Below are 26,154 nucleotides of genomic sequence, written 5' to 3'. Positions count from 1 at the left end.
GCGAGGCTAATATTATTTACTGTCTATTGAGCGTGAGCTTATAGAGACTCAGTAAATGTACGTGCGATTACGTCAGCTTGTTGCTCTGCAGTTAGAGAGTTAAAGCGAACAGCGTAACCAGATACACGGATTGTTAGCTGAGGGTATTTCTCAGGGTGCTTAACTGCGTCTTCAAGAGTTTCACGGTTAAGAACGTTAACGTTAAGGTGTTGACCACCTTCAATGCCAGCTTCGTGGTGGAAGTAACCATCCATTAGGCCTGCAAGGTTAGCACGTTGGCTGTCTTGTTCTTTACCTAGTGCGTTTGGCACGATAGAGAACGTGTAAGAGATACCATCTTGTGCGTCAGCAAACGGTAGTTTACCTACAGACGTTAGTGAAGCTACAGCGCCTTTCTCATCACGACCGTGCATTGGGTTAGCACCAGGAGCGAAAGGAGCGCCAGCACGACGACCGTCTGGAGTGTTACCTGTTTTCTTACCGTAAACCACGTTAGACGTGATAGTAAGAACTGACTGTGTAGGGATTGAATCACGGTAAGTCTTAAGCTTACGGATTTTGTTCATGAACGTAGAAACTAGTTCACAAGCAATATCATCTACACGAGAGTCGTTGTTACCGTATTTAGGGTAATCGCCTTCGATTTCGAAGTCAGTTGCGATGCCATCTTCGTCGCGGATTGGTTTAACAGTCGCGAATTTGATTGCAGACAGTGAGTCAGCAGCAACAGATAGACCAGCAATACCACAAGCCATAGTACGACGAACGTCACGGTCATGAAGAGCCATTAGAGACGCTTCGTAGCTGTATTTGTCGTGCATGTAGTGAATGCTGTTTAGTGCAGTCACGTATTGCTTAGCTAGCCAATCCATGAAGTGATCTAGACGATCCATTACTTTGTCGTAATCAAGAACAGCGTCAGTCATTGGAGCTTCTTTAGGACCAACTTGCATCTTAAGTTTTTCGTCCACACCACCGTTGATTGCGTAAAGCATTGTTTTCGCAAGGTTAGCACGAGCACCGAAGAACTGCATTTGCTTACCAACGATCATTGGAGATACACAACAAGCGATAGCGTAATCATCAGACGCAAGGTCAGGACGCATTAGGTCATCATTTTCGTACTGGATAGAAGAAGTATCGATAGATACCTTCGCACAGAAACGCTTGAAGCCGTCAGGTAATTGCTCAGACCAAAGAACAGTGATGTTTGGCTCTGGAGAAGGACCCATAGTGTATAGAGAGTTTAGGAAACGGAAGTTCGAACGCGTTACTAGCGTACGACCGTCGATACCCATACCACCCATAGATTCTGTTGCCCAGATTGGGTCGCCAGAGAATAGCTCATCGTACTCAGGAGTACGTAGGAAACGAACCATACGCAGCTTCATTACGAAGTGGTCGATCATTTCTTGTGCTTGTTCTTCAGTGATTTTGCCAGCAGCGATATCACGCTCGATGTAGATGTCTAGGAAAGTCGAAGTACGACCTAGAGACATTGCAGCACCGTTTTGAGATTTAACAGCAGCTAGGTAGCCAAAGTAAGTCCACTGGATAGCTTCTTGAGCAGTTTGAGCTGGCTCAGAGATATCGAAACCGTATTTCTCAGCCATTTGCTTGATTTGACCTAGAGCACGGTGTTGCTCAGAGATCTCTTCACGCAATTGCATTGTTGCAGCAAGATCTTCGCCATTCTCGAAACGCTCTTGTAGAGAAGCGAATTGAGCAGCTTTGTCTTTCATTAGGAAATCAATACCGTAAAGTGCAACACGACGGTAGTCACCAATGATACGACCACGGCCGTAAGCATCAGGAAGACCAGTCAGAACACCAGACTTACGACATTTTAGGATATCAGGAGTGTAGATATCGAAAACGCCAGCATTGTGTGTTTTGCGGTATTCTGAGTAGATTTTTGAAACCATTGGGTCAAGAGTTTCACCGTATGCTTTACAAGAACCTTCAACCATACGTACACCACCGTTAGGGATGATTGCACGTTTTAGTGGCTTCTCAGTTTGTAGACCAACGATAGTCTCAAGATCTTTCTCAATGTAACCTGCATCGTGAGCAGTAATGGTAGAGATAACAGAAGTATCGAAATCTACAGGTGCTTTAGTTGCGTTTTCCTGTTTGATACCTTCCATTACCGAAGACCAAAGCTTGTTAGTTGCTTCAGTACCCTCAGAAACTAGGAAAGACTCGTCGCCTTCATACGGCGTGTAGTTCTTTTGAATGAAATCACGAACGTTTACTTCGCTTTGCCACTCACCTGCAGCAAAATCTTCCCAAGCTTTAGCAAATTGCTCTGCCATGACATACCTACCTTTTTAGTAGAAAAAATACGTACATTAACACTGTTGAGCCAGCGCCCCTCGTAAGGGTAGTACACTCTTATTAATAACAATATATATGAGCATATAAGCGTCATATGGTTATATATATTGTCACTACCTTTTATATGTTGTCTTTACTCTATGTATTCAAGACTACGCTAAAAAATTTCTGCAAACCTTAAACTAAATCAATAAATGCCAAAAAAAGTTGAAAAAATTTGAGTGGCAGGGGTTGCCACCCAAACTTTTTTTTAATCCTAATACTACTTTTGTGTAGTAAGGACTATTATAGCCAAGCTTTTAGACCATATTGGCTTTCTAGCATACCAACTGCAAGCATTGCTACTAGACAGATAACTAAAACACCAACTGGGATAACAATCTTGTCTACAAATGATAGACGCTTAGCACGCTCTTTATCACCAATTAGACCGTTGTTATCTAGAAGCATAGTCAATGCCCATGCTAGTACTGGGTTAACAACCGCTGAACCGAAGATACAGATACCAGCTGCTTGAGAATCTTTAGAATCCTTAACCATTTGCATACCCGCTTCAAGTAGAGGTAGAGATACACCTACAAGTAGCGCAACACGCATCACTGGTGGCCATACTGCAACGTCCATTGGGAAACCAAGAATCGCAACAATAATACATAGAGAGCCAAGCAAGATTGCGCCGCCAGGAATTGGACGTTTCGCGATAGCTGCTGGGATCATGTAAGTACCCCAAGAAGAAGTGATGTTACCACCACCAACCGCAGTACCAACCATTTGACGAACTGAACACATAGTCATTGTGTCATCTACGTCCATAAGTACTTTTTCAGACTTTTTAGGGTAGTTCAGTTCTTGGAAGATACGGTGACCTAAGAAGTCAGGTGACCACATTGCTACTGCAAGAATTGCGAATGGTAGAGAAGCGATGAAGTGTTCAACGTTTGGCAAGCCAAGCATCCAACCTTCAGAAGTAGAACCCCACCAGTAAACTGGGTTTAGGTTCGGAATACCCATTTCAGTTTCGAACACGATATCGAAACCAGCACCTAACGCCAATGCAATAGCAAGGCCTGTGAATGCACAAACTGGGATAGCTAACCAACGCTTGTTCACTTTTGCTAGGAAAGCGTAGATAGCTATAGTAATAGCAAGAACGATTAAACCAACGTAACCCATGCTGCCCGCTTCAACAGTAGAAGATTGAAGACCAACCGCCCATGTTTGAATCGAGTTGATTTGGCTCATGGTACCCGTTAGGCCTAAGAAGATAAGCAAGCCACCAGCGGTACCTTCCGAAGTCAGGTTAACCAGCTTGGAGCCGCCTTTTAGGAAACTTAGGATTAGACCGAAGACACCGATAAGGATTGCCAATGCAAGAGGGTGAGCACCAGCTAGAGCGATGGTACCAATAAGAGGAATCATTGGGCCGTGGTTACCGGCAAGGTTTGCTTTAGGGTTAAAGAAACCAGAAGCAAGGATACAGAACAGCAGTGCAGGGATAAGCATTTCTACACGAGCGACTTCAATCGCAAACTCTTTACCAAGGTTTACGTGATCCCAAGCTTGAGTTAGGCCATCAGCCCAAGACATCATTACTGCTGAGTACATCGCGATGATACCAATGGTACCAGCAAGTGCAGGAACAAGGTCTTCAAGTTCAAAACGGAAGTCACGACCAGGAAGGTTTAAACCGAAGCGGCGAGGCTTCATGATCTGAAGCTCATGATCTAGATAATCTGAGCGGCTCTCAAACTCAGAAGCAGGGCGGTGTAGCTCTTTATAGCTTTTCTCTTCTACTTCAGAGTTCGCATTGTTCACAACGTCTGACATAGATTCCTCATATTTTTATGTTAGTAATTCTAAAATTGAATTCTATAAGTTCGCGTAATTGCGTTATTTCTTAGTTATAACTCATTAACATTATGTTGCACGGTCTTGATGTGCTTTATGCAGCTAAGTTAAAAGAAATGTTTGGCATTTTTAATGCCTTATTCTTTGCTGAGAAGTCTAACAAGCTTACCCTTTAGGGTGATTGATCTTGATCACTTTATGAGTGTATGTGAAAGAAAGCTACAAAACGCAGCGATTCATTAACTTCCCATTGATGAATCGTGTAATTAGTTTTCACAAACTGTCGTTTTCTTATCTTCTTTGAGCCTTTACCGCTCTGGCATCAACTGAATGCTCCTTGTTTACTGAGTTATCTCACTATTACTCACTTGCTCTGTATTCTGACTAAAATGCTTACAATGCAGTAACCTCAAAATAATTGTGATTTATAGAGAGGTGATGTGTTGAATGTGCGCGCTATGTTTTGCCGGTTGCAATGTTTCTAAGTTCACAAAACCTGTTTTTCTTGTGAGACATCAAGCTACGAGAATCTCATTTTGATTAACTTTATTTAAACAATGTAAGGGGGCTAATTACAGCTTATTGATAGAACTCATTCATTAAATTGAGGTGAAAACGCTACCTTTTGCATAATAAGTCAGAGTGAATCGCTATTTATTCCAAATTATTAGGTTAATAATTTGTTGCATGTTATTCCGTGTGGTGCTAGTTTGTATCGCATGAAAAGGTCGGAGTACCTTGCATTTTCACAAACTTGGGAGAGAAAGCGCATGAAAGATGTACCAGCGCTGGACATAAAGGATCTACACAAAACGTTTGGTCAAAATGAAGTTTTAAAGGGAATTTCACTTTCTGCGCATAAAGGCGATGTAGTATCGATTATCGGATCTTCAGGGTCGGGTAAAAGTACTTTCCTTAGATGTATCAACTTGTTAGAGACACCTACCGCAGGCGAGATTTGGGTTAATGGTGAATTAATTCAAATGAAAAACAACCGCCAGGGTGTTTCTGTGCCTGCCAATGAAAAACAAGTACAGCGAATCCGTTCTCGTCTGGCGATGGTTTTTCAGGGTTTCAATCTGTGGTCTCACCTGACCGTTCTCGAAAATGTTATCGAAGCGCCTGTTCACGTCTTAGGTGTACCTAAAGCACAAGCGATTGAAAATGCAGAGCTACTATTGAAGAAAGTAGGTCTGTATGAGCGTAAAGATTACTACCCGGGTCATTTGTCTGGCGGCCAACAACAGCGTGCTGCGATTGCGCGAGCGCTAGCGGTTGATCCTGAAGTGATGCTGTTTGATGAACCGACATCGGCATTAGACCCTGAGTTAGTAGGCGAAGTGCTTGGTGTAATGCGCGATCTAGCAGAAGAGGGAAGAACCATGCTTGTGGTAACTCACGAAATGGCTTTTGCTCGTGATGTATCTAACCATGTGATGTTCTTGCATCAAGGTCTAGTGGAAGAACAGGGTGATCCAGCTAAACTGTTTACGGAACCTGAATCTGAGCGATTACAGCAATTTATCTCATCGATTTACTAATCAGAATTGAAATACCGTCGCCAAGGTAAACAGTGACGGTGTTAACAATAAAACACAACAAGTAAGTTAATAAGTAACAACAAACACAATATTAAAACTAGCAAAACATAAAAACCTAAATCACAGGAGTAGGGATATGAAAAAGTGGTTATTAGTCGCGGCACTTGCTGCAACTGCTGCAACGGGCGTAGCTCAAGCAAAAGAATGGAAAACAGTACGTTTCGGTATTGAAGGTGCTTACCCTCCATTTAGCTGGACAGAAGCTGACGGTTCACTGAAAGGCTTCGATGTCGATATGGCTAACGCACTTTGTACTGAAATGCAGGTGAAGTGTAAGATCGTTGCACAAGACTGGGATGGCATTATTCCTTCTCTACTTGCTCGTAAATATGATGCGATCATCGCGGCAATGTCTATCACGGAAGAGCGTAAGAAAAAGATCGACTTCACTGGTAAATACGCACTTATCCCGAACAAGTTCATCGCTAAAAAAGGTGCAGGCCTTAATTTTGATGATCTAAGTGGTCAAAAAATTGCCGTTCAACGAGCAACAACTCACGATAAGTACCTAACAGATAACTACGGCGACACAGTAGAGATCGTTCGTTACGGTTCATTTGATGAAGCTTACCTTGATCTAGCTAACGGTCGTGTTGCTGCTGTACTGGGTGATGCATCTGCTCTAGAAGAAGGCGTACTAAACAAAGCTGGTGGTGAAGCTTACGAGTTTGTTGGTCCATCACTAACAGATCCTAAGTGGTTCGGTGAAGGTTTTGGTATTGCTCTACGTAAGCAAGATAAAGATCTGACTAAGCAATTGGATGCTGCAATCCTTTCACTACGTGAAAAAGGCATCTACCAAGATATCGCTGCTAAGTACTTTAACTACGACGTATACGGCCAGTAATCTCTAGCGTCACTTCTTAAGGGAGAGGTTCTCCTCTCCCTGTCTTACCAACTTTTTCGCAGTTCTGTTGGAATTCATTATGTTTGATTTACAAGGATATGAAGCTTCGATCCTGAAAGGGGCGGTGCTTACAATCGAAGTTGCCTTGCTGTCGCTAATTTTAGCTATGGTTCTTGGTATGCTAGGTGCCTTAGCAAAACTAGCGCCTTATCGCTGGGCTCGTGCTATTGCAACCCTCTATACAACTGTTATTCGAGGCATTCCTGATCTTGTCTTGATGATGCTGATTTTCTTTGGTGGACAAATCCTTTTAAACAACAGTTTGTATTCCATCAATGAGTGGCTCAATGAGTGGTTCTCATCCAGTGATCCTAATCACGAATGGACCTCTTACTTACCTGATTATATTGATGTCAGCCCATTTATTGCTGGTGTCTTAACCATTGGCTTTATCTTTGGCGCTTACATGGCTGAAACCTTCCGTGGTGCGATCATGGCAGTTGATAGCGGTGAAATGGAAGCGGCAAAGGCCTATGGCATGGGACCTGTTTTAGCGTTCCGTCGTATTTTATTACCGCAAATGATTCGTCACGCATTGCCAGGCTTTGGTAACAACTGGTTAGTTCTACTTAAGACTACCGCATTGGTTTCGATTATCGGCCTAGAAGACATGGTCCGTGTTAGCGCATTGGCGGCAGGTTCAACCAAAATGCCATTTACCTTCTATATGACGGTGGCACTTATCTTCTTATTCTTCACCAGTGTTTCGACAGGCTTACTTAAGCTGGTTGAACGTAAATTCAGTATCCACGCGAGGTAGTTATGGACTTTTCATTGATAATTGAAAGCCTGCCGATTTACCTTGGTGGTTTATGGACAACAGCTTGGATGGTTTGCGTCGCTTTGATTATTGGCTTATTCGTCGCCATACCATTAGCTATCGCTCGTAACAGTCCAAATATGATGATTAACGCTCCGGCTTGGTCGTTCATCTATTTCTTCCGTGGTACGCCGTTATTGGTGCAGTTGTACCTGATTTATTACGGTATGGATCAATTCTTCCCAGTGAAAGACACACTATGGGAAAACGCTTGGTTCTGTGCTCTGGTGGCATTCATTCTTAACACATCAGCATACACAGCAGAGATCATTCGCGGTGCGATTAACGGGTTACCGAAAGGTGAAGTTGAAGCAGCAAAAGCGTATGGCATGAGTACACCGAAGACTTACCGTCGTATCATTTTACCAAGTGCTTTACGTCGCGCACTACCAGCTTACAGTAATGAAGTCATCTTCATGCTTCACGGTTCAGCGGTAGCGGGTATCGTAACGATTATGGATCTGACGGGTGCAGCACGTTTGGTTAACTCACGTTACTACGCTCCATTTGAGTCTTTCTTAACGGCAGGCCTGTTCTACATGGCGCTAACGTTCATCATCATCGCGATTTTCAAATTCGCAGAGAAACGTTTCCTAGCTTATCTAAGACCGCTTAGCTAATAAGTACACAGCAACAATTTCAGTTAAACAAACGGCGCTTTCATAGCGCCGTTTTTTATATCGTCAAAACTACTGTTCTTTAATTTTTCGGCGGAAGAAAGAGCGCGTTAACTGAGGATTTTTAAAAATAGTTAACTTGCTTCAAATTGCATTCACATATTCATGAGATTAATTGCTTTAGATTTAGCGATAGATAGACTCAGCGAAATTTTGTTGTTGTATGGAATAATGATGAAAAAGAGTAAGTTACTATCCAATTTGGTGCTTTGTGCGATTGCCTTATCACTTTTAGGATGCGGAGGTGGCAGCGGCGGTGGAAGTGCCCAAACTGGTTCTGGTGGTTCTGGTGGTTCTGGTGGTTCTGGTGGTTCTGGTGGTTCTGGTGGTTCTGGTGGTTCTGGTGGTTCTGGTGGTTCTGGTGGGGAAGGAAACGAAGGCGACGGAAGTGGTGAGCCTGGTATCACTCCAGTTCCACAAACTGCTGTTCAAAAGGCGTTGTCCACAGGTGACGCTTCTTATGTGACTGATTCCAAAGAGTTCATTGATGCAAGCCAAGCGTTAGTCGCTCAATACAACTCGGACTACAATCATATTAAGCAAGCTTTATCCCTAAACGCTGAAAGGGAACCTCTACGTAGTCTTCATTGGGATCCAACACATGATACGGCAATTATCTTACCTACCTATGGTTTTAACGATATCATCTTGAAAACCAATAAAGCGATGCAAGATGGTTATGCCGACCAAGAGCTTGTCATTGGTATTGCGGGTTATACATCAGACGACAGCCGCTATGCCGCATTAGCAAGCAACCCGTTTCGAACTAAGCAGCGCTTTCCAAGTTCTGTCAACGAAGAGATGGATACTTGGTTGAAGAACTTGGTTCGGTGGGCTTCTAGTAATGACTCGCCACAAAATGTTGTGTTAGCTCAGCTTGATCAATCTCATTACTTTCCTGATGACCAAGCGACACGAAACTGGTTAACCGACAATGTTAACGCTTCTATGGTTATCAACGCTGACAATACTTGTGATGGCAGTAAATTAAGCCAATGTCTTGAAGCCAATAACCCTGACTTGCTAGTTTTGTCTCAAAAGTTAAATTATGGCGATGACATTGAAGATGTGATTTCAGGTTTACGCTTGGCGTTCAGTAAAAATATTCCAGTGTTATACCTACATCTTGATGGCGGTATGACGGACTTAGGTAACGCACTATTTGCAGAAATGCACATGACGTACGTTGGCGATAACTATTGGCGCAAGCTAGGTTTGTCGAACTGGGATTCTACACAACTGATTGATCAAATACCGGGTAATATTGTCCAGCAACAAGCGCTTTTACAGCGATTGAAAGACAACAGTTTCACCGTTGACCTGAATTTGTGTGAGGACAAATCTTGCCCTGACGATTCCAATATGGATGAAGAGTTTTATACTGCGGCGAACAGTATTCGTTCACACCTAACGACTCTTGATAGTAAAAAAATAGACCTGTTTGCAACCGATGATTACGAATATGAAAAGTTGTTACTGTTACTTGCGGATCGTTATCGCCAAGATGTTCAGTACCCGATGGGTAAAGGTGTAACGGAGAGAATCGAGTTTCTTCGTTCTTACTATAGTGATTACGCCGCATACAACAGCCGTTTGTATAATGCGGCACAACCAAACTTAGGTAATTTTAGCACCAAGACTTTTGAGGATGCCTCTCTAGTAAGCCAAAATATAACCCTAGAGTCTAAGAGAAGTTTCCGTGCGGCAGGCGTGTATGCTTTGCCTGGTAAGACGATCAAAGTGACTCGTTTGGACAGCAATGAAGTAGCTACATCGATAGCATTTAATACGCTACGTAGTGGAGCTACTCACGAGTTTTCGGGCGATGATGGCTATGCTAGACCAAAGTTTTTAACCTCGGTAGCCTATCCTGTGAACCCGGGAGAGACGATTTATCTCACGTCTGCTTATGGTGGGACATTACAGGTTCATTTTGATACTAATGATATTGATGTGGAGCTGCGTTTTGAGAATGTCGCTCAGCATCCTGTCTGGCGCAGTGAAGCAGACAACGAAAGCTTTGTTGCACAGCTTGAAGAAGGAAAGTTTGATTGGGCTGAGCTCATTACTCCGGGGTTTGAGGTTCATTCTAAGTTGGACAAAATGAAGGAATCTATCAGTGCTGCTGACTGGGCTCAGCCTCATGATATGGCTCTCGCCACAGAGCGTTATGTACATAACTTTCCTCATGCACTTGCAGGCTTTAAAGGGCCGGGTATTGATGAAATTGCTGAAATACATCAATACGGAGAGGCAAAAGGTTGGGAAATTGCGACCATTGATATTGTAAAGCATATGAACGCAGACCAAGCTAACTGTGGCTATGGTTGTTCAGGAAACCCGTATGATGCCTACTGGTCGTTTCATCCATTAGGGCATGGTGATCTTCACGAGTTAGGGCATGGCTTAGAGCGTGGTCGATTTAGGTTTAGCGGTTGGGATGGGCACTCTACAACGAACTACTATTCGTATTTTAGTAAATCAAAATATTATAAAGACACAGGAAAAGTATCGTCTTGCCAAGGCTTAGATTTTAAAGGGCAGTATCAGCTTTTACAGCAGAGTCGGACTCAACCTGATCCAAGTGCTTTTATGGCGGCTCAAAATCAAACTGGTTGGAGTTGGGGAGCTCGTATCTACATTCAAATGATGATGCTTGCAGAGCAGCAGGGTGTATTGAATTCGGGTTGGCATTTATTAGGGCGCTTGCACTTGATTGAGAGAGAGTTTAATCGCTTGAAAGGCGGTGATGAACTTTGGAACGATCGAAAAGGCTCTATTGGTTTTTCAGATTATACGAGACAAGAAGCGGTAGATATTACAAACAATGATTGGTTGCTTATCGCATTGAGTTACGTTGCAGAACGGAATATGACGCAATACTTAGATATGTGGGGATTCAGTTTCAGTGATAAAGCGAAGCAACAAGTCACAGCTCTTAGTCTAAGTAACATGCCTTTGACATATTTTGCATCGTCTAATCAAGGATATTGTTTAGATGAGTTTGCTAAGACGCCGTTAGACGTTGACGGCACGACCATTTGGCCGCTTAACTAGGTATATGACAGATAGAGTCACGAATAAAAAGAGAGGTGATATTATCTCCTCTCTTTCGTTATTAGCTTCTGATCAGCGTTGTGAGTACTATTTGCTTGCTACTTGATCTGGCTAAGTTTTGTTACCTAAAAATGACTATTTAAACGTCGACCAAATCGGAGCGTGGTCTGATGGTTTTTCGATACCACGTAGTTCGTAGTCGATGCCTGCTTCAGTACACTTATCAGCAAGCTTTTGAGTTGCTAGTACCACGTCAATACGAAGGCCACGGTTGTCCACGAAACCTTTTGAGCGGTAATCAAACCAAGAGTATTGATCGTTTACTTCAGGGTGCAGTAAACGGAAGCTATCCACAAAACCCCAATCCATCAATGTTTTCAACCATTCGCGCTCTTCTGGTTGGAAAGAACACTTACCGGTTTTCAGCCAACGTTTCGCATTAGGTTCACCAATGCCGATGTCAGCATCAATAGGGCTGATATTGATATCGCCCATTACGATCACTTGTTCATCTTTATTGTGGTAATCGTTTAGGTAAGTCATCAAGTCTTTGTAGAACTCACGCTTGTAAGGGTATTTGGTTTCATGTTTGATGTTATCCCCTTGAGGGAAGTAACCATTTAGTACTGTAACCTTTTCACCGTTTTCATCTTCAAACGTTGCCATGATCATACGTTTTTGATGGTCTTCATTGTCGGTTGGAAAACCTTTCTGAACAGAGATTGGCTCTTGCTTACACAGCATAGCCACACCGTAGTGTGCTTTTTGGCCGTGAAAGTAAACCTTATAGCCCATCGCCTCAACATCAGCAATAGGGAAGGCTTCATCGTGTACTTTTATCTCTTGCAGACCAATTACGTCCGGTTGGTGTTTGTCGATAATAGCTTGCAGTTGGTGAAGGCGGGCTCTTAGGCCGTTGATGTTGAAGCTAATTACTTTCATTTATTTTTATACCTCTCGTAAACCTTTGCCTATAGTGCAGCAAAGATTATTTGATTTGGTGAGTTTGATAGTTAATCGTATTTAACCATGCTTAATAATGTATGTCGCCATTTGTAGAGACAAAATGGCGACATAAAACGACGTGACGACTTACGTTGAATCTATTGAGTCTTGAGTAAATCTAAAAAGAACGCGTATTCGAGTGCGTCTTCTTTTAGTCGTTTAAATCTCCCAGATGCACCACCGTGACCAGCTTCCATGTCGGTTTTGAACACCAGTACATTGTTATCTGTTTTCATTTCACGCAGTTTCGCCACCCACTTCATTGGTTCAAAGTATTGTACTTGTGAATCATGTAGGCCTGTTGTCACCAACATGTTCGGGTAGTTTTGTACCTTAATGTTGTCGTACGGTGAGTAACTCAGCATGTAATCGTAGTAGGCTTTATTGTTAGGGTTGCCCCATTCGTCGTATTCGTTAGTCGTAAGAGGGATCGACTCGTCAAGCATGGTTGTTACTACGTCCACAAAAGGAACATGTGCTCCAATACCTTTATACAAATTAGGCGCTTGGTTGATGATCGCTCCCATTAGTAGACCACCAGCTGAACCGCCCACCGCGAATACTTTATCTTTAGCGCCGTAGCCTTCTTCAACTAGGCCCTTAGTTACATCGATAAAGTCATTGAACGTGTTTTGCTTGGTTAGCTTTTTGCCGTCTTCATACCAAGGACGCCCCTGCATTTCTGAACCGCGGATGTGAGTAATCGCAAAAACGAAGCCTCTATCGAGCAGGCTGAGACGAGTCGAGCTGAAAGTCGGCTCAATGGTAGTACCGTAAGATCCATAGCCGTATTGGTAAATTGGGTTAGTGCCGTCTTTCTTGAATAAATCTTTGCGATAGACCAAAGAGACAGGTACTTGCTTACCATCGCGAGCCGTAATCATGATTCGTTCTGATTGGTAGTTATCCGCGTCGAAATCACCTAATACAGGCGTTTGCTTCATGATTTCGAATTCACCTGTACTGAGGTCAAAATCATAGTAAGTGCCTGGAGTCGTTAAGCTGCTGTAATAGACTCGAACTTTTGAGTTATCTAATTCATAGTTACTCGTTAGGTAAGCGGCGAAAGCGGTGTCGTTAAATTCAAGTGGGAACTCTTTACCTGTTGTGAGTTGGCGAACCTTGACTGTCGACAAGCCATTCGCACGTTGCTCGTAAACAAGATGGTCATCAAACAACTCGAAATCAACAAGCTGAGTGTTATCGTCTGCTGCAATGACATCGACCCATTTTGAGCGGTCATGCATGTCTTCAGCTGAGACTTTCATTAAACGAAAGTTGACCGCTTGGTAGTTGGTGTAGATGTAATACCAATCACCCAATTTAGCAATGCTGTACTCAATTCCAGTCTCTTTTGGGTAGAAAGCTTCGGCTTTAGCCTTTGGGTTGTTGGCATCGATGACTGACACACCACTGGTTTCTGTGCTCGAGTGCCAAATATAGACCTGTTCACCATCTTTGCTTTTACTCAATGAGGTGTAGTAAGCGCTGTCGGTTTCTTCGTAGATTAACTCATCGCTTGTTTGAGGTGTGCCTAAAACGTGGCGGTAAACTTGGTAACCTAGCAGTGTTTGTGGATCTTTCTTGATGTAGTAAAAGGCTTGGTTGTCGTTTTGCCACGCGATAGCACTCGAAGCACCTTCAATTTCGTCGTTTAGGTATTCACCTGTCATGAGGTCTTTAATCTTGATGGTGTAAATGCGGCGACTCAGGGTATCTTCGCCATAGGCCAACAAGTTTTCGTCTGGGCTGATCGTTAAGCCGCCAATACTGAAGAATTCATGTTCTTTTGCTAGTTCATTAACGTCTAAGATGACTTGCTTGTCTATACCTAAAAAGTCTTTTTCTCGCAAGTGTACTGGGTATTCGTTGTCACCTGTGACTTTATTCGAGTAGTAGTAGCTGCCTTTACGCACCGGTACCGAATTGTCGTCCTTCGCGATTCGGCCTTTGATCTCTTCAAATAACTGTCTTTGTGTTGATTCGGTATGCTTCAGCACGGTCTCTGCGTAGTGGTTCTCTTGCTCAAGATGCTGCAAAATCTCTGGATCTTGGCGTTCATCATCACGCATCCAGTAGTAATTATCGATTCGAGTATCACCATGAATCGTCATTGCATGAGGGACTTTCTTAGCAACAGGAGCTTGTGTCTGCTGAGCGACGAGTTGCGATGGAGAGTAGTGTTTCATGGTTGTTATTCCTTGATTGCTGCATCCGGCGACAAGCGCGGCCGATACGGCTAATGTGGTTAAAGCGAAACGCATCTGTATATCCTTAGTGTGCACCTTACTCGTTTTAATGCCAGCATCCTTTTCTATCAGAGCCTAGGTATCTTGGTTTTCTTCCAGTGATATTATTTATAATTGGATTCTGGATATGCACTTTCAACGTAAGTGTCTGTTATTGTTTTCAAAAAATCAAAGTAATGTTAAATGAAATTGAGGTAGACGTGAGGTGAGGGAAAGCGTGCAACAAAAAAGGGACACACTTTTCAGTATGCCCCTTTTCTGTATTTGGGTAGGATTCGAGTGTTACTTTAGATAACCAGTGGCATTTCGTTTGAGTGGTCAGGCTTGCGATTAACCCAACGTAAACCAAGCATCACGATAAATGACATAGCAATCATCAGGCAACCGAGTGGCAGTTGGTCTTGAGCCGGGAAGAACGATGCCAATAGTGTTGCGATGCCAGCACCTAGGTTTTGCATACCACCTAAGATCGCGCCTCCTGTACCTGCATGGTATGGGAATGGCGATAGTGCCCCTGTTGTTGCTGCTGGGAATAAGATACCAGCACCCAAGAAGTAAATGGTTGCACCGCCAATCAAAGTTAGTGCTGTTGTTTGACCAAACAGACCCGGTATCAGTACCACGGCTGAACCGACTAAGATCGACACCAGGCCTACATTCAGTGCGCGGCGCTCAGAACGACGTTGTGCGATGTAGCTAGACAGGCCTGCACCCACTAAGTAGCCCGGGATAGGCAAAACAAACAACAAGCTTACTGTGGTTGCAGGTAATCCAAGTACGCCGCCAAGCAGTACACCAGCCGCTGCTTCAAATACTGCGACGCCCGCGAATGTTGCCACTAGTACTAGTAGGAAACCTTGGAAGCGTTTGTCAGACAGAACGAATTTGTAGCTGTTTACAACTGATTCGTTTTTGCGTCGCTCTTTTGGCAGAGTTTCCATCATGCTCGTCATCATGGTGATCACAACAGCGATACCAAATAGCGCGAGGAACAAGTAGCTGGAACGCCAACCGAAAGCTTCTGTTAGGTAACCACCTAAAACAGGCGCCATCAGTGGTGAGAAAATCACACACATGCTGATTAAGCTATTTGCGCGGTGCAGCTCTGCTCCTTCAAAACAGTCACGAGTCAATGTACGAGACATTGCACCGCCACAACCTATGCCTAAACCTTGGATAAAGCTACCCACTAGGAACCATTGATATTCATGAGCGAACAATGCCACCAAAGTACCGATGATGTAGATGATCAAACCTGAAACGATGATAGGTTTACGACCTAGGCGATCAGAAAGCGGGCCGTAAACAAATTGCGACAGACCATAAGGGATCAAGTAGCACGCCATCACAGCTTGAAGTGAAGACGCAGAAACCAAGAACTCACCCGCCATATGACCGATAGAAGGCACGTACATCGTTTGAGTCATTTGACCTACGGCTGTCAGAATAGCGATTAAAAAGGTAAGTTTCGCTAATGGAAACGAGGCAGACATTTGCGTATCTCTCCAAAAATTAAAGACGTAAAAAGCCTTAGCGCTCCATTAAGGAGTGCCAAAAGAATAAAGTATTCAGGGAATCTAGGCGCGAGATATTAGAGCTTGATTGCCGACTTAGCAATCAAAAAATGTGAAGTTGATCAAGATAAAAATCTATAACTTGGATTAGAAAAAGTAATTCGAAATTACTGTGTTTTAAAGATGTAGGGAGAGTCAGCTTCTTTGAAATATCGATGCTAGATTATACCAAAAATGTTAGAGCAATAGACCTATTGGCAATGATTGTATGAGTAGATTATTTTGAAATCACAGAAGCAACAGGTAAAAGGCATTGCTTGTTAACATTTATGTAAACTTTCGTTTTATATGTAAGCGATTTGTGCTGTAATTATTCGCTAAGCTATTCGTCTAACTCATTTACATTGTGTACAGCAATTTGTTGTCGGTGTGATAGTTACGGTTATGGAAGTCTTTTGGCTTAAATAAGGATATTAAATGCGCTCTCTATCGGTACAGTGGAAAATAACCCTCTTAGCAGGTTGTTGTTTAATCATTACGTCACTGTCTCTTATTGGTTTCTCGATCTACAACGCGACGAGCAATCAACAAGTCATCAAATCTCAAAGCTCAGAATCAGTTATCAATAAAACTCAGCAGTTGTTGGCGTCTGTTTCTCAGCTTAATGCCCAAGAAACTCAACGTTATGTTGACGAAGCCATTTACCGCGCAGAAATGCTTGCGGCTAGCGCTCAGTTCTTAAAGAATAATGCGGATGAAAACTTTACACCAAGTGAAGAACTTCGTACTGCCTTGGATGAAATGATCCGTCGCTCGGTTTTAAACTTCGACTCTATTCAAGGTGCGTATCTAGTTTTCAAACCTGACTTGCTCGATGGGGAAGACGCAAACTATGTTGATGCCGACTATGTTGGTTCTAACGAAAGAGGGCGTTTCGCACCTTACTGGAAGGTGGCAGATAATGGTGAGAATGTACTTTCGAACGTACTTTCAGAATCAACATTGGATGACAACAGTAATAGCGAACGCTTTTACTGTCCTTTATCTTCTGGGCAAACCTGTATCAGCACACCTAGAGTCGTTAATAGTGGTGGTAAAGCACTTCTGACATCTTCGATTTCAGTTCCTATTTTAGTTGATGATGTTGCAATTGGTTTTCTTGGGATTGACTTAAGACTCGATGGCTTAACGAGTGTGGTCACTCAATCTGATCAGAGCTTATTTGATGGTGCTGGTAAAGTTTATGTGGTTAGCCTAGATGGTTCAGTCATCGCTTCTGATGATTCAAGTATTGCAGTCGGTTCTACCTTCCAAAGTGATAACACCAATAGCGATCGAATGACCGATTTTATCTTCGGCGGCGAAGTAACAACGCAGTGGAGTGAGAATGGCGAGTGGTTACTTGCGTTTGCACCTGTTGTTGCAGCTAATCAAACTTGGGGTGTGTTGTTTGAGATACCGAGAGAAAGTGTCGTCGCTGATGCAAACAAATTGGATTCCATCATTAGCACCAAGCTAAGTGAAGGTATCAGAACAGAAGTGATTGCCGGTATGGTCTTTATCGTTTTTGGTCTAGCCATTATCGCGTTTGCTTCATTGTCTATTGTGAAACCGATTCGTCAGGTAGTGGAGCGACTGAACGATATCGCTTCTGGTGAAGGCGATTTGACTCAGCGCTTAGAAGTGAAATCTCAAGATGAAATCGGCCAGCTAGCGAAAGGCTTTAATCTGTTTCTAGATAAGCTACAACACACGATCAAAGAAGTCATTCATACCACTGAGCAAGTGGCGAGTACGACAAGCCAGGCTAAAGCATCGGCATCAAGCACTCGAGAAAGCAGTGAGTCTCAATTTAAAGAAGTCGATCTGGTAGCAACAGCGGCAGAAGAGATGACTCAAACTGCGGGCTTAGTGGTACAAAATGCAGAAGTGGCCGTTGATGCAGCGTGCGAAGCGAATCGTTCAGCTCAGCAAGGGCAACAAGTTATTGAGCTTTCAGCCGGTGAAATGAGAAAGCTGGTGGAGCGTATGTCGAGCGCTGTACCTATTGTTGAAGAATTGGCTAAAAATAACGGTAACATCACTGAAATCTTAAGTGTTATTGAAGGGATCTCCGAGCAAACTAATCTACTGGCACTGAACGCGGCGATTGAAGCGGCGAGGGCAGGTGAACAAGGTCGAGGTTTTGCGGTTGTTGCTGATGAAGTAAGAAACCTAGCAAGCCGCACACAATCATCCGTTGGGGAGATCAGAGCGGTGATCGATAAGGTCCATGCGGGTACGCAAGACGTGGTGGAAGCGATCCAAGAAGGTAATATTCTTGCCAATGATACAGCGCTACATGTTCAAAAAGCGGTTGAAGATCTGGGTTCGATCTTTACTTCTATTGAGGCGATCAGTGACATGAACAGTCAGATTGTTCGAGCAGCCGAAGAGCAACAATCGGTTTCCGGTGAAGTGAACCAAAGCGTGGTTAACATTCGCGACTTGAGTGCGAGGATCTTAGAGCAAGCTGCCGCTTCTGAACAAGTAGGCACGGAAATAGACCAATTATCCCAACAGCAGCAGAAATTGGTTAATCAGTTCAAGGTTTAGTTATTCAAGCTTATTACCTGTTGAATAGAAAAAAGGACAAATGAAGATTTCATTTGTCCTTTTTTATTTTTCTCAAGTTCTAAGTCTCTTAGATTTTCGGGATTGATTATGTCCGACGAAACCTATTAGCGAAGTTAGTCTTCGATGAACCAGTAACCTTTGTTCACTAATTCAGTCACGACCGTTATGCCCGAAGGAGATAGAGCAGTAGCTGAAGTAATTAAGGTTTCATCGCAAAGTATGTTGAGTAGTGATGAATCTGCCTGTTCAACTTTAACGACTTCACCATTAATGTAAGCCGTGTTGCTTTCATTTTCATGGTAGAGCGCTTTTAAGCCAGATACGCGTTGGATTTCGCCCTCAGACTCTAAGTGTTGAGCAATCTCTTCTTCTGTCCATAATGGCTCAGGAGCGACGATATCAAGCTGGTGGCGTGATTGGCTTAGCAGACAACCCATGAATTCACTGATGGTTTCAGGTTGCTCTAGTGCAGATTTCAACATGTCAGTGAGATTGCTTAAATCCGATGAACGAATCTTGCCGTAGCCTTCTTGCGCTTTGAATTCAGGATCATGCAGATGAACGTCACCCATATCATGAGCAAGCACAAAATCGGCAAAGTTGCTGATTAGCTCTTGTTCTTTAGGGGAACGGTAGCCAATAGAGTAGCTCATCGACGGCTCTAATGTGTTCCCTTCATGTGGGAAACCTGGTGGGATGTAAAGGATATCACCTGGCTCTAAGGTTTCATCAATGATTGGCTCAAAGCCTTCTATTTGGCGCAGAGCAGACGCTTGAACGGTCTCTTTGTATTGACCAACATCTTTCGCACCCACTTTCCATTGACGTTTACCTTGGCCTTGAATGATGAATACATCGTATTGATCAATATGTGGGCCTACGCCGCCTTCAGGTGCTGAGTAGCAGATCATGAGATCGTCGAATAACCAGTTTGGTAACGTTTGGAACGCCTCAGTCAGCTGATTTGCGCCTTGGTGCCAGTGGTTCGCTGCTTGAACGATCAACTGCCAGTGAGTTTCGGTTAATTCGCCAAATTTTTCTTCAGAGAATGGACCGTGTTCTGCAGTCCACTGATTGTCGAGGTTAGAGACAAAGCGAGAATCCACTTCTTCTTCCATCGATAAACCAGCAAGTTCTTCCGGCGAAATTGGGTCGATGAAGTTTTGGAAGCCACCTTTCAAGATGGTTGGTTTTTTATGCCAGTAGTTTTCAAGAAACTCGGGCATAGAAAAGCTAAGTTGGTACATGTGAATCCTGTATATTTTTATGCTAGATGCTAGATGCTAGATGCTAGATGCTAGTTTGGCTTGTAAATCTTGCTGGACAATTTTGATTGCTTCTAACGCGACTTTTGGATCGATTTCGTTACTTTCGATCAGATAGATCAGGTCGACAGCTAACTTAACTTCTTCTGGTGCGTTATCCAGTGGTGATGGTGTGTTATCAGTGTTCATTTCGCTTAGGGTTCTCTAAGTTAATCAGTCTCTCAATATTTTTCATTGAGTCTTCACAGCGTTCTAATCGTTCTTTTGCTAACTGCCAAGTCTCTTCCGCCTTTTTCTTACTGTGGCGAGGCGCAGAATCAAGCGCTAACTTTCGTACTCGTACTAAATCGATTAATCGCTTTTGCCAATCTTGGTGCTGAGCGAGTTCGTTGTATAGGTCGTTAAGGGTTTTCCCTGACTTACTTTTTCGGTCTAAGCGTAAATCATGGTTAGCTAACTCTCTTTGGATTGCTGCAATCTGATTTGTCAGCTTTTCCGTCAGGTAGTTAGCTCTGGACGCGGTCAGTTGATTTGTGGTTTGTTCACGTACAATGGTGCGGTACGTTGCCTGAGTTTCAAGTGCATAAGGAAGCAAAACAGAGGCGCCGCACTTGAATAAGGCTCTATCGAATAGGGCTTGATGATAAGCACCTCGGGATTTATCAACCTGAGAGCAATGGCCAATTAAGGTATCAATGACACTTTTGAGTTTTGAAAATTGATTCATTTCACTTCCCGTTGGCTACGGCCTATAAGTTAACAAACCAAGCTTCGTATGCCAGTTTAATTGCAAGTACGCTTACTACAGTAACAAACACAGGTCGTATAAATGTAGCACCAAAACGAATAGCAGAATGAGCACCAACAAACGCTCCGGCCATCAAACAAAGACCCATAGTTAAACCTAGAACCCAATCAATATGACCAAGAATTGCAAAGGTCACCAAAGAGGTAAAGTTACTGGTAAAGTTCATGGCTTTGGATAGACCAGAGGCAAGTAAGATATTTAAGCGATAAAGCGCCATAGAGCTTACCGTCCAAAACGCGCCAGTTCCTGGGCCGGCAACCCCATCATAAAATCCGAGAATGAACCCTTGATACTTTTGCTTTCTCTTAAGTACGGGGCAAGGCTTAGGTGACACGTTGTGATTGGCATTCGGTGTCTTATGAAAAATGGTATAGACCGCTGCGGCAAGAATGACTAACGGCAATACCTTCTCTAACCACTCCGTGCTAATAGCATCAACAGTAAGGGTGCCGATGGTTGCACCGATTAATGTGGCAATGAATGCATTGATCCAACACTCAGGTTTGAACAGCTTCTTACGGTAGTAAGTGAATGCAGCTGTAGATGAAGCGAAAGTCGCTGCAAGCTTGTTAGTGCCTAATGCAATGTGTGGGGGGAGGCCAAGTGACAGCAAAGCTGGAACAGTTAACATCCCCCCGCCACCTGCGACAGCATCAATAAAGCCTGCTGCAAATGCAACCAGAGCAAGTATGACCAACATGGTTGGCTCAATCATTTCCATAAATAGCTAGTGTTCTCGTTATCGGCTGATAGGGCAGCCACATGAAGAATCGATGGATTAGTCATGTTGGGTTGTGAATGCAAGGGCCTAGCGATGACAGGCCCATAACTACCTCAAGGGCAGGGAAATTAGTATTTTATTGTTCTTTTAAAAGGCGGTAGTGAATCGAGTAAGGACTTTCCATATCGCTTCGTTACTATGCGTCTATCAAGGATCGTGACTTTACCAGAATCTCGTTCTTTACGCAGCAGTCTACCCACAGATTGAATAAGCTTTTTACTCGCTTCTGGAACAGTAATCTGCATAAACGGATTACCACCACGTGATTCAATATATTCTGAATGTGCTTGTTCTACAGGAGAGGTAGGAACCCCAAAAGGAATCTTGGTAATAACCAGGTTTTCTAGAAGCTCTCCCGGTAGGTCAAGACCTTCAGAAAAGCTGCCTGTTCCAAAAAGAACGCTGGTTTTACCTTGGTCTATGAGTTTTTTATGTTTTTTTAGGATTTCAGTTCGTGAAGTATCACCTTGAACCTGCAATGCCCATGACTTTTTAACGAAATCTGTTGCTAAAGCCTCTGCAACTTTGTTCATTTGCCAGTAAGAAGAGAATAGAACGAGGTTGGCTTTTTTGTCTTCAATTACCTTAGGCAAAATTTCAATAAGATATTCGGTAAACTGAGGTGCTTGTGGTTCGTACTTCATTGCCGGCACTATCAGCTCAGCTTGCTTCTGGTAATCAAACGGTGATGCCAAAGCCAAAAATTGTACGCCATCTTCTGCTTTTTGGCTGATACCAGCTTGATGGCAGAAAAAGCTGAAAGAGTTGAGCGCTCTCATTGTTGCCGAAACGAGCACTGCACCAACACAGCGGCTCCAGATCTGCTGATCCAGTTGCCAACCCACCTCTAGTGGAGAAACATTAACAACGAAATCGCCTTCGCTTTCTTTATTCAGTTCAAGCCAACGAGCCAAAGGAGCCCCTTTCTCGCGCTTAGGTTCGGCCATTAAGCGCCAAACCTGAGCAAGGTTTTCTGTTCTTTGTATATAGAAGCCAATCTCCGCAAGCGCAGGCTCTGCTAGCTTTGCTGAAAGCTCTCCGTCTTTAACTCGCTCTGCAATTAGGTCTGCAATCTTCGCAACGGCTTGGCTCGCCTTTTGTGTGAGTTGCTTGAGATCTTTAGATTCATTCTCTAGCCACTCAGGTAAGTCACCATGTTCGAAGCGGTACAGGCCGTCCTCAAAGTGGTTAGCGTCAAACTGTTTGCACATTTGAGTCAGAGTAGGGATCAGCTGTTGCACTGAGTCTTGCAGTTCATTTCTAAATCGATGGACGCGCTTCTCGTCTGCTAGGCCTGAAAGCTTAGTGATTGATTGATTCAAACGCTCTAACCATGAAGCGGCCCCTTTTAAGCTCGCAGCAGCGGAAGAATGATCTCTCGCGACATGCGGTAAGTGGTGAGCCTCATCGAATATATAGATGCTATTTTCTGACTCGGGCAGTATTACACCGCCGCCTAGATCAGCATCTGCCATCACCAAACTGTGGTTAGCGATGATAACGTCTGCTTTATCTAGCTCTGAACGTGCCTTTTGGAAAGGGCAATCTCTGTGAGTTGGCATGCTGTTGTTACAACTATGCTTATCACTGACGATCATCTGCCAAATCATATTGTCGATAGGTTTTGGCCACGAATCGCGGTCACCATCCCATTTACCTTGAGTCAAGCTACGGTACATAGTTTGAAGTTGGTCGATATCTTTCTTTTTTGGCTTAGATTCGAACATGGCCATTTGACCACCATCAACTCCACAAGCCGCAGCTAGCTTTTCGGAACAACAATAACGCTGTCTGCCCTTAGCTAATATAAAAGAAAACTCTCTATCAGTCAGTCTTCTATATAGAGGGAGATCTTTGTTAACGAGCTGTTCTTGTAGCGCAACTGTTGCTGTTGAAATAACTATTTTTCGGTTATTGAGCACTGCTACTGGAATAGTAGCCATTAAATAAGCCAGCGATTTTCCAATCCCTGTTCCTGCCTCTGCAACAATCATGCGATTACTTTTGTGGTATTGACCACAAAGTGTCTTCGCTATTTCTGCAACAAGGTAATTTTGAGCACGTCGAGGTACAAAGTTGTCCAACTGATCTTGGAGGTTTTGATAACTGGTGCGAATAGATTTTTGAATTTTAGTAGTTAGCATACTGTGACCTACGTAACGGAGCGAGGATAGTAGCACATATCACTAGTCGGTACATTTACCGCAAAATAGCTTGCTTTTGAATCAAAGGTAGATCTTGTTCACAAAAAAAAACTGAACCATCAGGAACTTAACGTTTTTATTTATGTTGTGAAATATAAATTTTAAAAAACACTGACCTATAGGTGTTAAATTCTACTGATGGGCTGTTATTTGAGTTATTGTTGGAGTTTAATTCTATTTGTTACATTTTTTGGATTATTATATTTGCTGATAAAACTAAGGATAAGCTGCTCGTAAAATGATGAAAAAAAATGTAAGTGTTTGATTTTGATTGGTTTGTGTTTTTTTTAGGTTTGTTTTTAGTTTATTTGACACGCAGGATAATCTTTTGCAATCTAGACCTCGAAATTTAGTGACGGTGATTAACCAACAAAGAGTGGTAATGACCAGTCACAATAAATAAAAGGGAACCGGGCAAGGATCTCCCATTCTTAGAAAAGGCAGTGGATTTATTATGAAAAAGACTCTATTAGCGCTAGCTATCGCAGCAGTATCAACTTCTGCATTCGCAGTAGAAACTAGCTCTCAAAACTCTAAACCAGTTTTCGAATTTGAAGATATGCACAAAGACCAGTTCTCTGTGTCTGGTGCTTGGGGTGTTGGTGGTTACTACGATACAGGTACTAAAGCATTCTACGATGATTGGGCTACAGGTCTAACTCTTGCTATTAGCTACAAAAACAACCGTTGGGTAGGTTACTTTGAAACTGACCTAATGCTTAACTACAGCTCTGACGAGCAGAAGAAAGACATTCAGTCTGGCCCAGCAACAGACGTAGATAAAGCATGGTTAGGTTTCACTACTGACGCTGGTGTTATCTCTCTAGGTTGGGAAAACGATACAGCACTTGACAAAGTTGACGGTGCTGGCGACATGACTTACGAATTTGGTGCTTCAGCTGGCGATGCTTCTGATGGCTTCAACGTAGCTAAGTTCCAAGGCGCTACTTCTGGTATTGCTTACGGTATCTCTGTTTTCGATACTAGCGATGACCGTGACGAAGGCGAAATGGGTTACAACGGTTACGTTGGTGTAGAACAAGAAATGTTCAACATTTACGCTGGCTACGAAGCTCGTGAAGACTCTGACTACACAGTAACATCTCTATCTGGTAACGTAACTCTAGATAAACTAAAGCTAGGTCTTAACGCTTGGATTGATGATGGTAAAGTTGGTGTAGAAAAGAACACTACAGATCTTAAACTAACTGGTTTCTACGCTTCAGCTGGTTACGCTCTAACTGAGCAACTTACTCTAGCTGCTGGTTACGCAACTAACACAACTGAGTCTAACGTTGCATCTGATATTGATCAGTCTTACATGAACGTTGCTGCTATGTACACTCTTAGCGAGCGTGTTGACATGGGTATCGATATCAAACAAGAGCTAGACTCTGGTTTTGACAACGTTGATGAAGAAACTCACGTATTCGCAGCTGCTTACTACTACTTCTAATAGTTTAACTTTTAGTTAAGTAACGCTGTAAAAGCCAGTCTTATGACTGGCTTTTTTGTATCTATGATTTATCAGTAGATATAAAAAAGCCGCTCTATTAGCGGCAATTTAGATATTGTAGGCTGTGTGATTTTAGATTTCTTTCCATTCACCAGGCTGTAGCTGACCCACATTCATGTTGCCCATTGAATAGCGGATAAGACGCAGGGTAGGGAAGCCGATATTGGCTGTCATTCGTCTTACTTGGCGGTTACGCCCTTCAATGATTGTGATAGCTAGCCATGTTGTCGGTATCGCGGCTCTGAAGCGGACTGGAGGGTTTCTATCCCACACCTTAGGTTCTGCCATTGACTCCACCTTTGCTGGCAGCGTCATACCGTCTTTTAGCTCAACGCCTTTTCTCAATTTATCTAAATCTTCCTCAGAAGGTGCGCCTTCAACCTGTACCCAGTAAGTCTTTGGGGATTTTGAGTTTGGTTGAGTTAATTTGGCTTGGAAGATGCCATCGTTGGTCAATACCATTAAACCTTCGCTGTCGCGATCAAGTCGACCCGCCGCGTAAACATCTTTTACGGGAATAAAGTCCGCTAACGTTTTTCTCCCTTCACCATCAGTGAACTGGCTGAGAGTATCAAAAGGCTTATTGAACAGAATCACTTTGCGATCTTCGATTGCCACCTTAGGTTTTGTGTTGGTTGATTTACCTTTATATCGGTGCTTACTGGAGTGTGGCTTTATGTGCGAACTGCCAGTGTTATTTTTATCGCTGCTTCGGCTCTGTCTATTACCGCTTTGTTTTAATGTTGCACCAGAACGAGCCGGTTTGTCTGAACGAGATGCGCTGCGTGAGCGAGTAGACATGTTAACTACCTTGCAAAAATGTAAACGAAGTGTGCTGAAAAGTTTTCACTGAAACGGAATTGAGCTATCATTTGCGCGCCTAAATGACACAAAATAGAACAAGTTGATGGACTCTTAAGCCTGATTTGTTTAATTATACCTTCGTGTT

18 protein-coding genes are annotated in these 26,154 nt (G+C 43.2%); 7 read left to right on the top strand and 11 right to left on the bottom strand.

Annotation, left to right across the window (positions count from 1 at the left end):
- Positions 1-38: 38 nt before the first annotated feature.
- Together pflB and FTW16_RS19540 are read right to left on the bottom strand one after the other, a co-directional pair.
- Positions 39-2,315 carry a formate C-acetyltransferase gene (pflB, locus tag FTW16_RS19545; protein ID WP_146492203.1) on the bottom strand — a complete coding sequence of 759 codons (2,277 nt, stop codon included), beginning with the start codon at positions 2,313-2,315 and terminating at the stop codon, positions 39-41.
- Between the two features lie 307 nt (positions 2,316-2,622).
- The gene (locus FTW16_RS19540; RefSeq protein ID WP_048664665.1) at positions 2,623-4,164 is read right to left on the bottom strand and encodes a DUF3360 family protein; all 1,542 of its coding nucleotides are present in this window, start codon (positions 4,162-4,164) and stop codon (positions 2,623-2,625) included.
- A 791-nt stretch (positions 4,165-4,955) separates the two neighbouring features.
- Here FTW16_RS19540 and FTW16_RS19535 point away from each other — a divergent pair.
- The 5 genes from FTW16_RS19535 (at position 4,956) to FTW16_RS19515 (ending at position 11,247) form a co-directional block, all read left to right on the top strand.
- Complete coding sequence (locus FTW16_RS19535; protein ID WP_004736532.1) at positions 4,956-5,726, top strand: ABC transporter ATP-binding protein; 771 nt, start codon at positions 4,956-4,958, stop codon at positions 5,724-5,726.
- Positions 5,727-5,862: 136 nt separating this feature from the next.
- Complete coding sequence (locus FTW16_RS19530; protein WP_048659693.1) at positions 5,863-6,633, top strand: ABC transporter substrate-binding protein; 771 nt, start codon at positions 5,863-5,865, stop codon at positions 6,631-6,633.
- Between the two features lie 79 nt (positions 6,634-6,712).
- Positions 6,713-7,453: an ABC transporter permease gene (locus FTW16_RS19525; RefSeq protein ID WP_146492202.1), complete on the top strand. Its 741-nt coding sequence runs from the start codon at positions 6,713-6,715 to the stop codon at positions 7,451-7,453.
- A gap of 2 nt (positions 7,454-7,455) precedes the next feature.
- Positions 7,456-8,133: an ABC transporter permease gene (locus tag FTW16_RS19520; protein WP_060982332.1), complete on the top strand. Its 678-nt coding sequence runs from the start codon at positions 7,456-7,458 to the stop codon at positions 8,131-8,133.
- Positions 8,134-8,364: 231 nt separating this feature from the next.
- Positions 8,365-11,247 (top strand): ImpA family metalloprotease, encoded by a 2,883-nt coding sequence (locus FTW16_RS19515; RefSeq protein WP_146492201.1) that lies wholly within the window; start codon positions 8,365-8,367, stop codon positions 11,245-11,247.
- A gap of 135 nt (positions 11,248-11,382) precedes the next feature.
- Here FTW16_RS19515 and xthA read toward each other — a convergent pair whose 3' ends face one another.
- The 3 genes from xthA to emrD form a co-directional block, all read right to left on the bottom strand.
- Entirely contained in the window at positions 11,383-12,189 is an 807-nt protein-coding gene (gene xthA / locus FTW16_RS19510) for an exodeoxyribonuclease III (protein ID WP_048607429.1), read from the bottom strand.
- Between the two features lie 161 nt (positions 12,190-12,350).
- Positions 12,351-14,441: a S9 family peptidase gene (locus tag FTW16_RS19505; protein ID WP_186728095.1), complete on the bottom strand. Its 2,091-nt coding sequence runs from the start codon at positions 14,439-14,441 to the stop codon at positions 12,351-12,353.
- Between the two features lie 347 nt (positions 14,442-14,788).
- A complete protein-coding gene (emrD, locus tag FTW16_RS19500; RefSeq protein WP_146492199.1) occupies positions 14,789-15,994 on the bottom strand; it encodes a multidrug efflux MFS transporter EmrD in 1,206 nt (401 codons plus the stop codon).
- Positions 15,995-16,492: 498 nt separating this feature from the next.
- Between emrD and FTW16_RS19495 the strand changes: the two genes are divergently transcribed.
- Positions 16,493-18,610, top strand: coding sequence for a methyl-accepting chemotaxis protein (locus FTW16_RS19495; protein ID WP_146492198.1), 2,118 nt, complete (start codon positions 16,493-16,495; stop codon positions 18,608-18,610).
- 134 nt (positions 18,611-18,744) lie between these two features.
- On the opposite strand, the gene FTW16_RS19490 is transcribed toward FTW16_RS19495, so the two are convergent.
- From FTW16_RS19490 to dinG, 5 genes are all read right to left on the bottom strand, one after another.
- Positions 18,745-19,878, bottom strand: a complete 1,134-nt coding sequence (locus tag FTW16_RS19490; protein ID WP_146492197.1) for a cupin domain-containing protein — start codon at positions 19,876-19,878, stop codon at positions 18,745-18,747.
- A 36-nt stretch (positions 19,879-19,914) separates the two neighbouring features.
- Positions 19,915-20,085 (bottom strand): pleiotropic regulatory protein RsmS, encoded by a 171-nt coding sequence (rsmS, locus tag FTW16_RS19485; protein ID WP_146492196.1) that lies wholly within the window; start codon positions 20,083-20,085, stop codon positions 19,915-19,917.
- Positions 20,075-20,623, bottom strand: a complete 549-nt coding sequence (locus tag FTW16_RS19480) for a primosomal replication protein (protein WP_146492195.1) — start codon at positions 20,621-20,623, stop codon at positions 20,075-20,077. Before FTW16_RS19480 ends, rsmS begins: the two co-directional genes overlap by 11 nt.
- Before the next feature lie 22 nt (positions 20,624-20,645).
- A complete protein-coding gene (locus FTW16_RS19475) occupies positions 20,646-21,425 on the bottom strand; it encodes a sulfite exporter TauE/SafE family protein (protein WP_146492194.1) in 780 nt (259 codons plus the stop codon).
- A gap of 128 nt (positions 21,426-21,553) precedes the next feature.
- Complete coding sequence (gene dinG, locus FTW16_RS19470; RefSeq protein ID WP_146492193.1) at positions 21,554-23,629, bottom strand: ATP-dependent DNA helicase DinG; 2,076 nt, start codon at positions 23,627-23,629, stop codon at positions 21,554-21,556.
- Positions 23,630-24,143: 514 nt separating this feature from the next.
- On the opposite strand from dinG, the gene FTW16_RS19465 reads away from it, so the two are divergent.
- The gene (locus tag FTW16_RS19465; protein ID WP_146492192.1) at positions 24,144-25,145 is read left to right on the top strand and encodes a porin; all 1,002 of its coding nucleotides are present in this window, start codon (positions 24,144-24,146) and stop codon (positions 25,143-25,145) included.
- A 132-nt stretch (positions 25,146-25,277) separates the two neighbouring features.
- On the opposite strand, the gene FTW16_RS19460 is transcribed toward FTW16_RS19465, so the two are convergent.
- The gene (locus tag FTW16_RS19460; protein WP_146492191.1) at positions 25,278-26,006 is read right to left on the bottom strand and encodes a pseudouridine synthase; all 729 of its coding nucleotides are present in this window, start codon (positions 26,004-26,006) and stop codon (positions 25,278-25,280) included.
- Positions 26,007-26,154: the final 148 nt, after the last annotated feature.

Origin of the sequence: Vibrio sp. T20, assembly GCF_007858795.1 — a bacterium.
Classification (GTDB): Bacteria; Pseudomonadota; Gammaproteobacteria; order Enterobacterales; family Vibrionaceae; genus Vibrio; species Vibrio satsumensis.
The sequence above is the reverse complement of the archived record's forward strand: the minus strand, read 5'-3'. Positions and strand labels throughout refer to the sequence as shown.

Coding starts and splice junctions, on each gene's coding strand:
- pflB (WP_146492203.1), bottom strand. CDS start 2,315: ATGGCAGAGCAATTTGCTAAAGCTTGGGAAGATTTTGCTGCAGGTGAG.
- FTW16_RS19540 (WP_048664665.1), bottom strand. CDS start 4,164: ATGTCAGACGTTGTGAACAATGCGAACTCTGAAGTAGAAGAGAAAAGC.
- FTW16_RS19535 (WP_004736532.1), top strand. CDS start 4,956: ATGAAAGATGTACCAGCGCTGGACATAAAGGATCTACACAAAACGTTT.
- FTW16_RS19530 (WP_048659693.1), top strand. CDS start 5,863: ATGAAAAAGTGGTTATTAGTCGCGGCACTTGCTGCAACTGCTGCAACG.
- FTW16_RS19525 (WP_146492202.1), top strand. CDS start 6,713: ATGTTTGATTTACAAGGATATGAAGCTTCGATCCTGAAAGGGGCGGTG.
- FTW16_RS19520 (WP_060982332.1), top strand. CDS start 7,456: ATGGACTTTTCATTGATAATTGAAAGCCTGCCGATTTACCTTGGTGGT.
- FTW16_RS19515 (WP_146492201.1), top strand. CDS start 8,365: ATGAAAAAGAGTAAGTTACTATCCAATTTGGTGCTTTGTGCGATTGCC.
- xthA (WP_048607429.1), bottom strand. CDS start 12,189: ATGAAAGTAATTAGCTTCAACATCAACGGCCTAAGAGCCCGCCTTCAC.
- FTW16_RS19505 (WP_186728095.1), bottom strand. CDS start 14,441: ATGAAACACTACTCTCCATCGCAACTCGTCGCTCAGCAGACACAAGCT.
- emrD (WP_146492199.1), bottom strand. CDS start 15,994: ATGTCTGCCTCGTTTCCATTAGCGAAACTTACCTTTTTAATCGCTATT.
- FTW16_RS19495 (WP_146492198.1), top strand. CDS start 16,493: ATGCGCTCTCTATCGGTACAGTGGAAAATAACCCTCTTAGCAGGTTGT.
- FTW16_RS19490 (WP_146492197.1), bottom strand. CDS start 19,878: ATGTACCAACTTAGCTTTTCTATGCCCGAGTTTCTTGAAAACTACTGG.
- rsmS (WP_146492196.1), bottom strand. CDS start 20,085: ATGAACACTGATAACACACCATCACCACTGGATAACGCACCAGAAGAA.
- FTW16_RS19480 (WP_146492195.1), bottom strand. CDS start 20,623: ATGAATCAATTTTCAAAACTCAAAAGTGTCATTGATACCTTAATTGGC.
- FTW16_RS19475 (WP_146492194.1), bottom strand. CDS start 21,425: ATGGAAATGATTGAGCCAACCATGTTGGTCATACTTGCTCTGGTTGCA.
- dinG (WP_146492193.1), bottom strand. CDS start 23,629: ATGCTAACTACTAAAATTCAAAAATCTATTCGCACCAGTTATCAAAAC.
- FTW16_RS19465 (WP_146492192.1), top strand. CDS start 24,144: ATGAAAAAGACTCTATTAGCGCTAGCTATCGCAGCAGTATCAACTTCT.
- FTW16_RS19460 (WP_146492191.1), bottom strand. CDS start 26,006: ATGTCTACTCGCTCACGCAGCGCATCTCGTTCAGACAAACCGGCTCGT.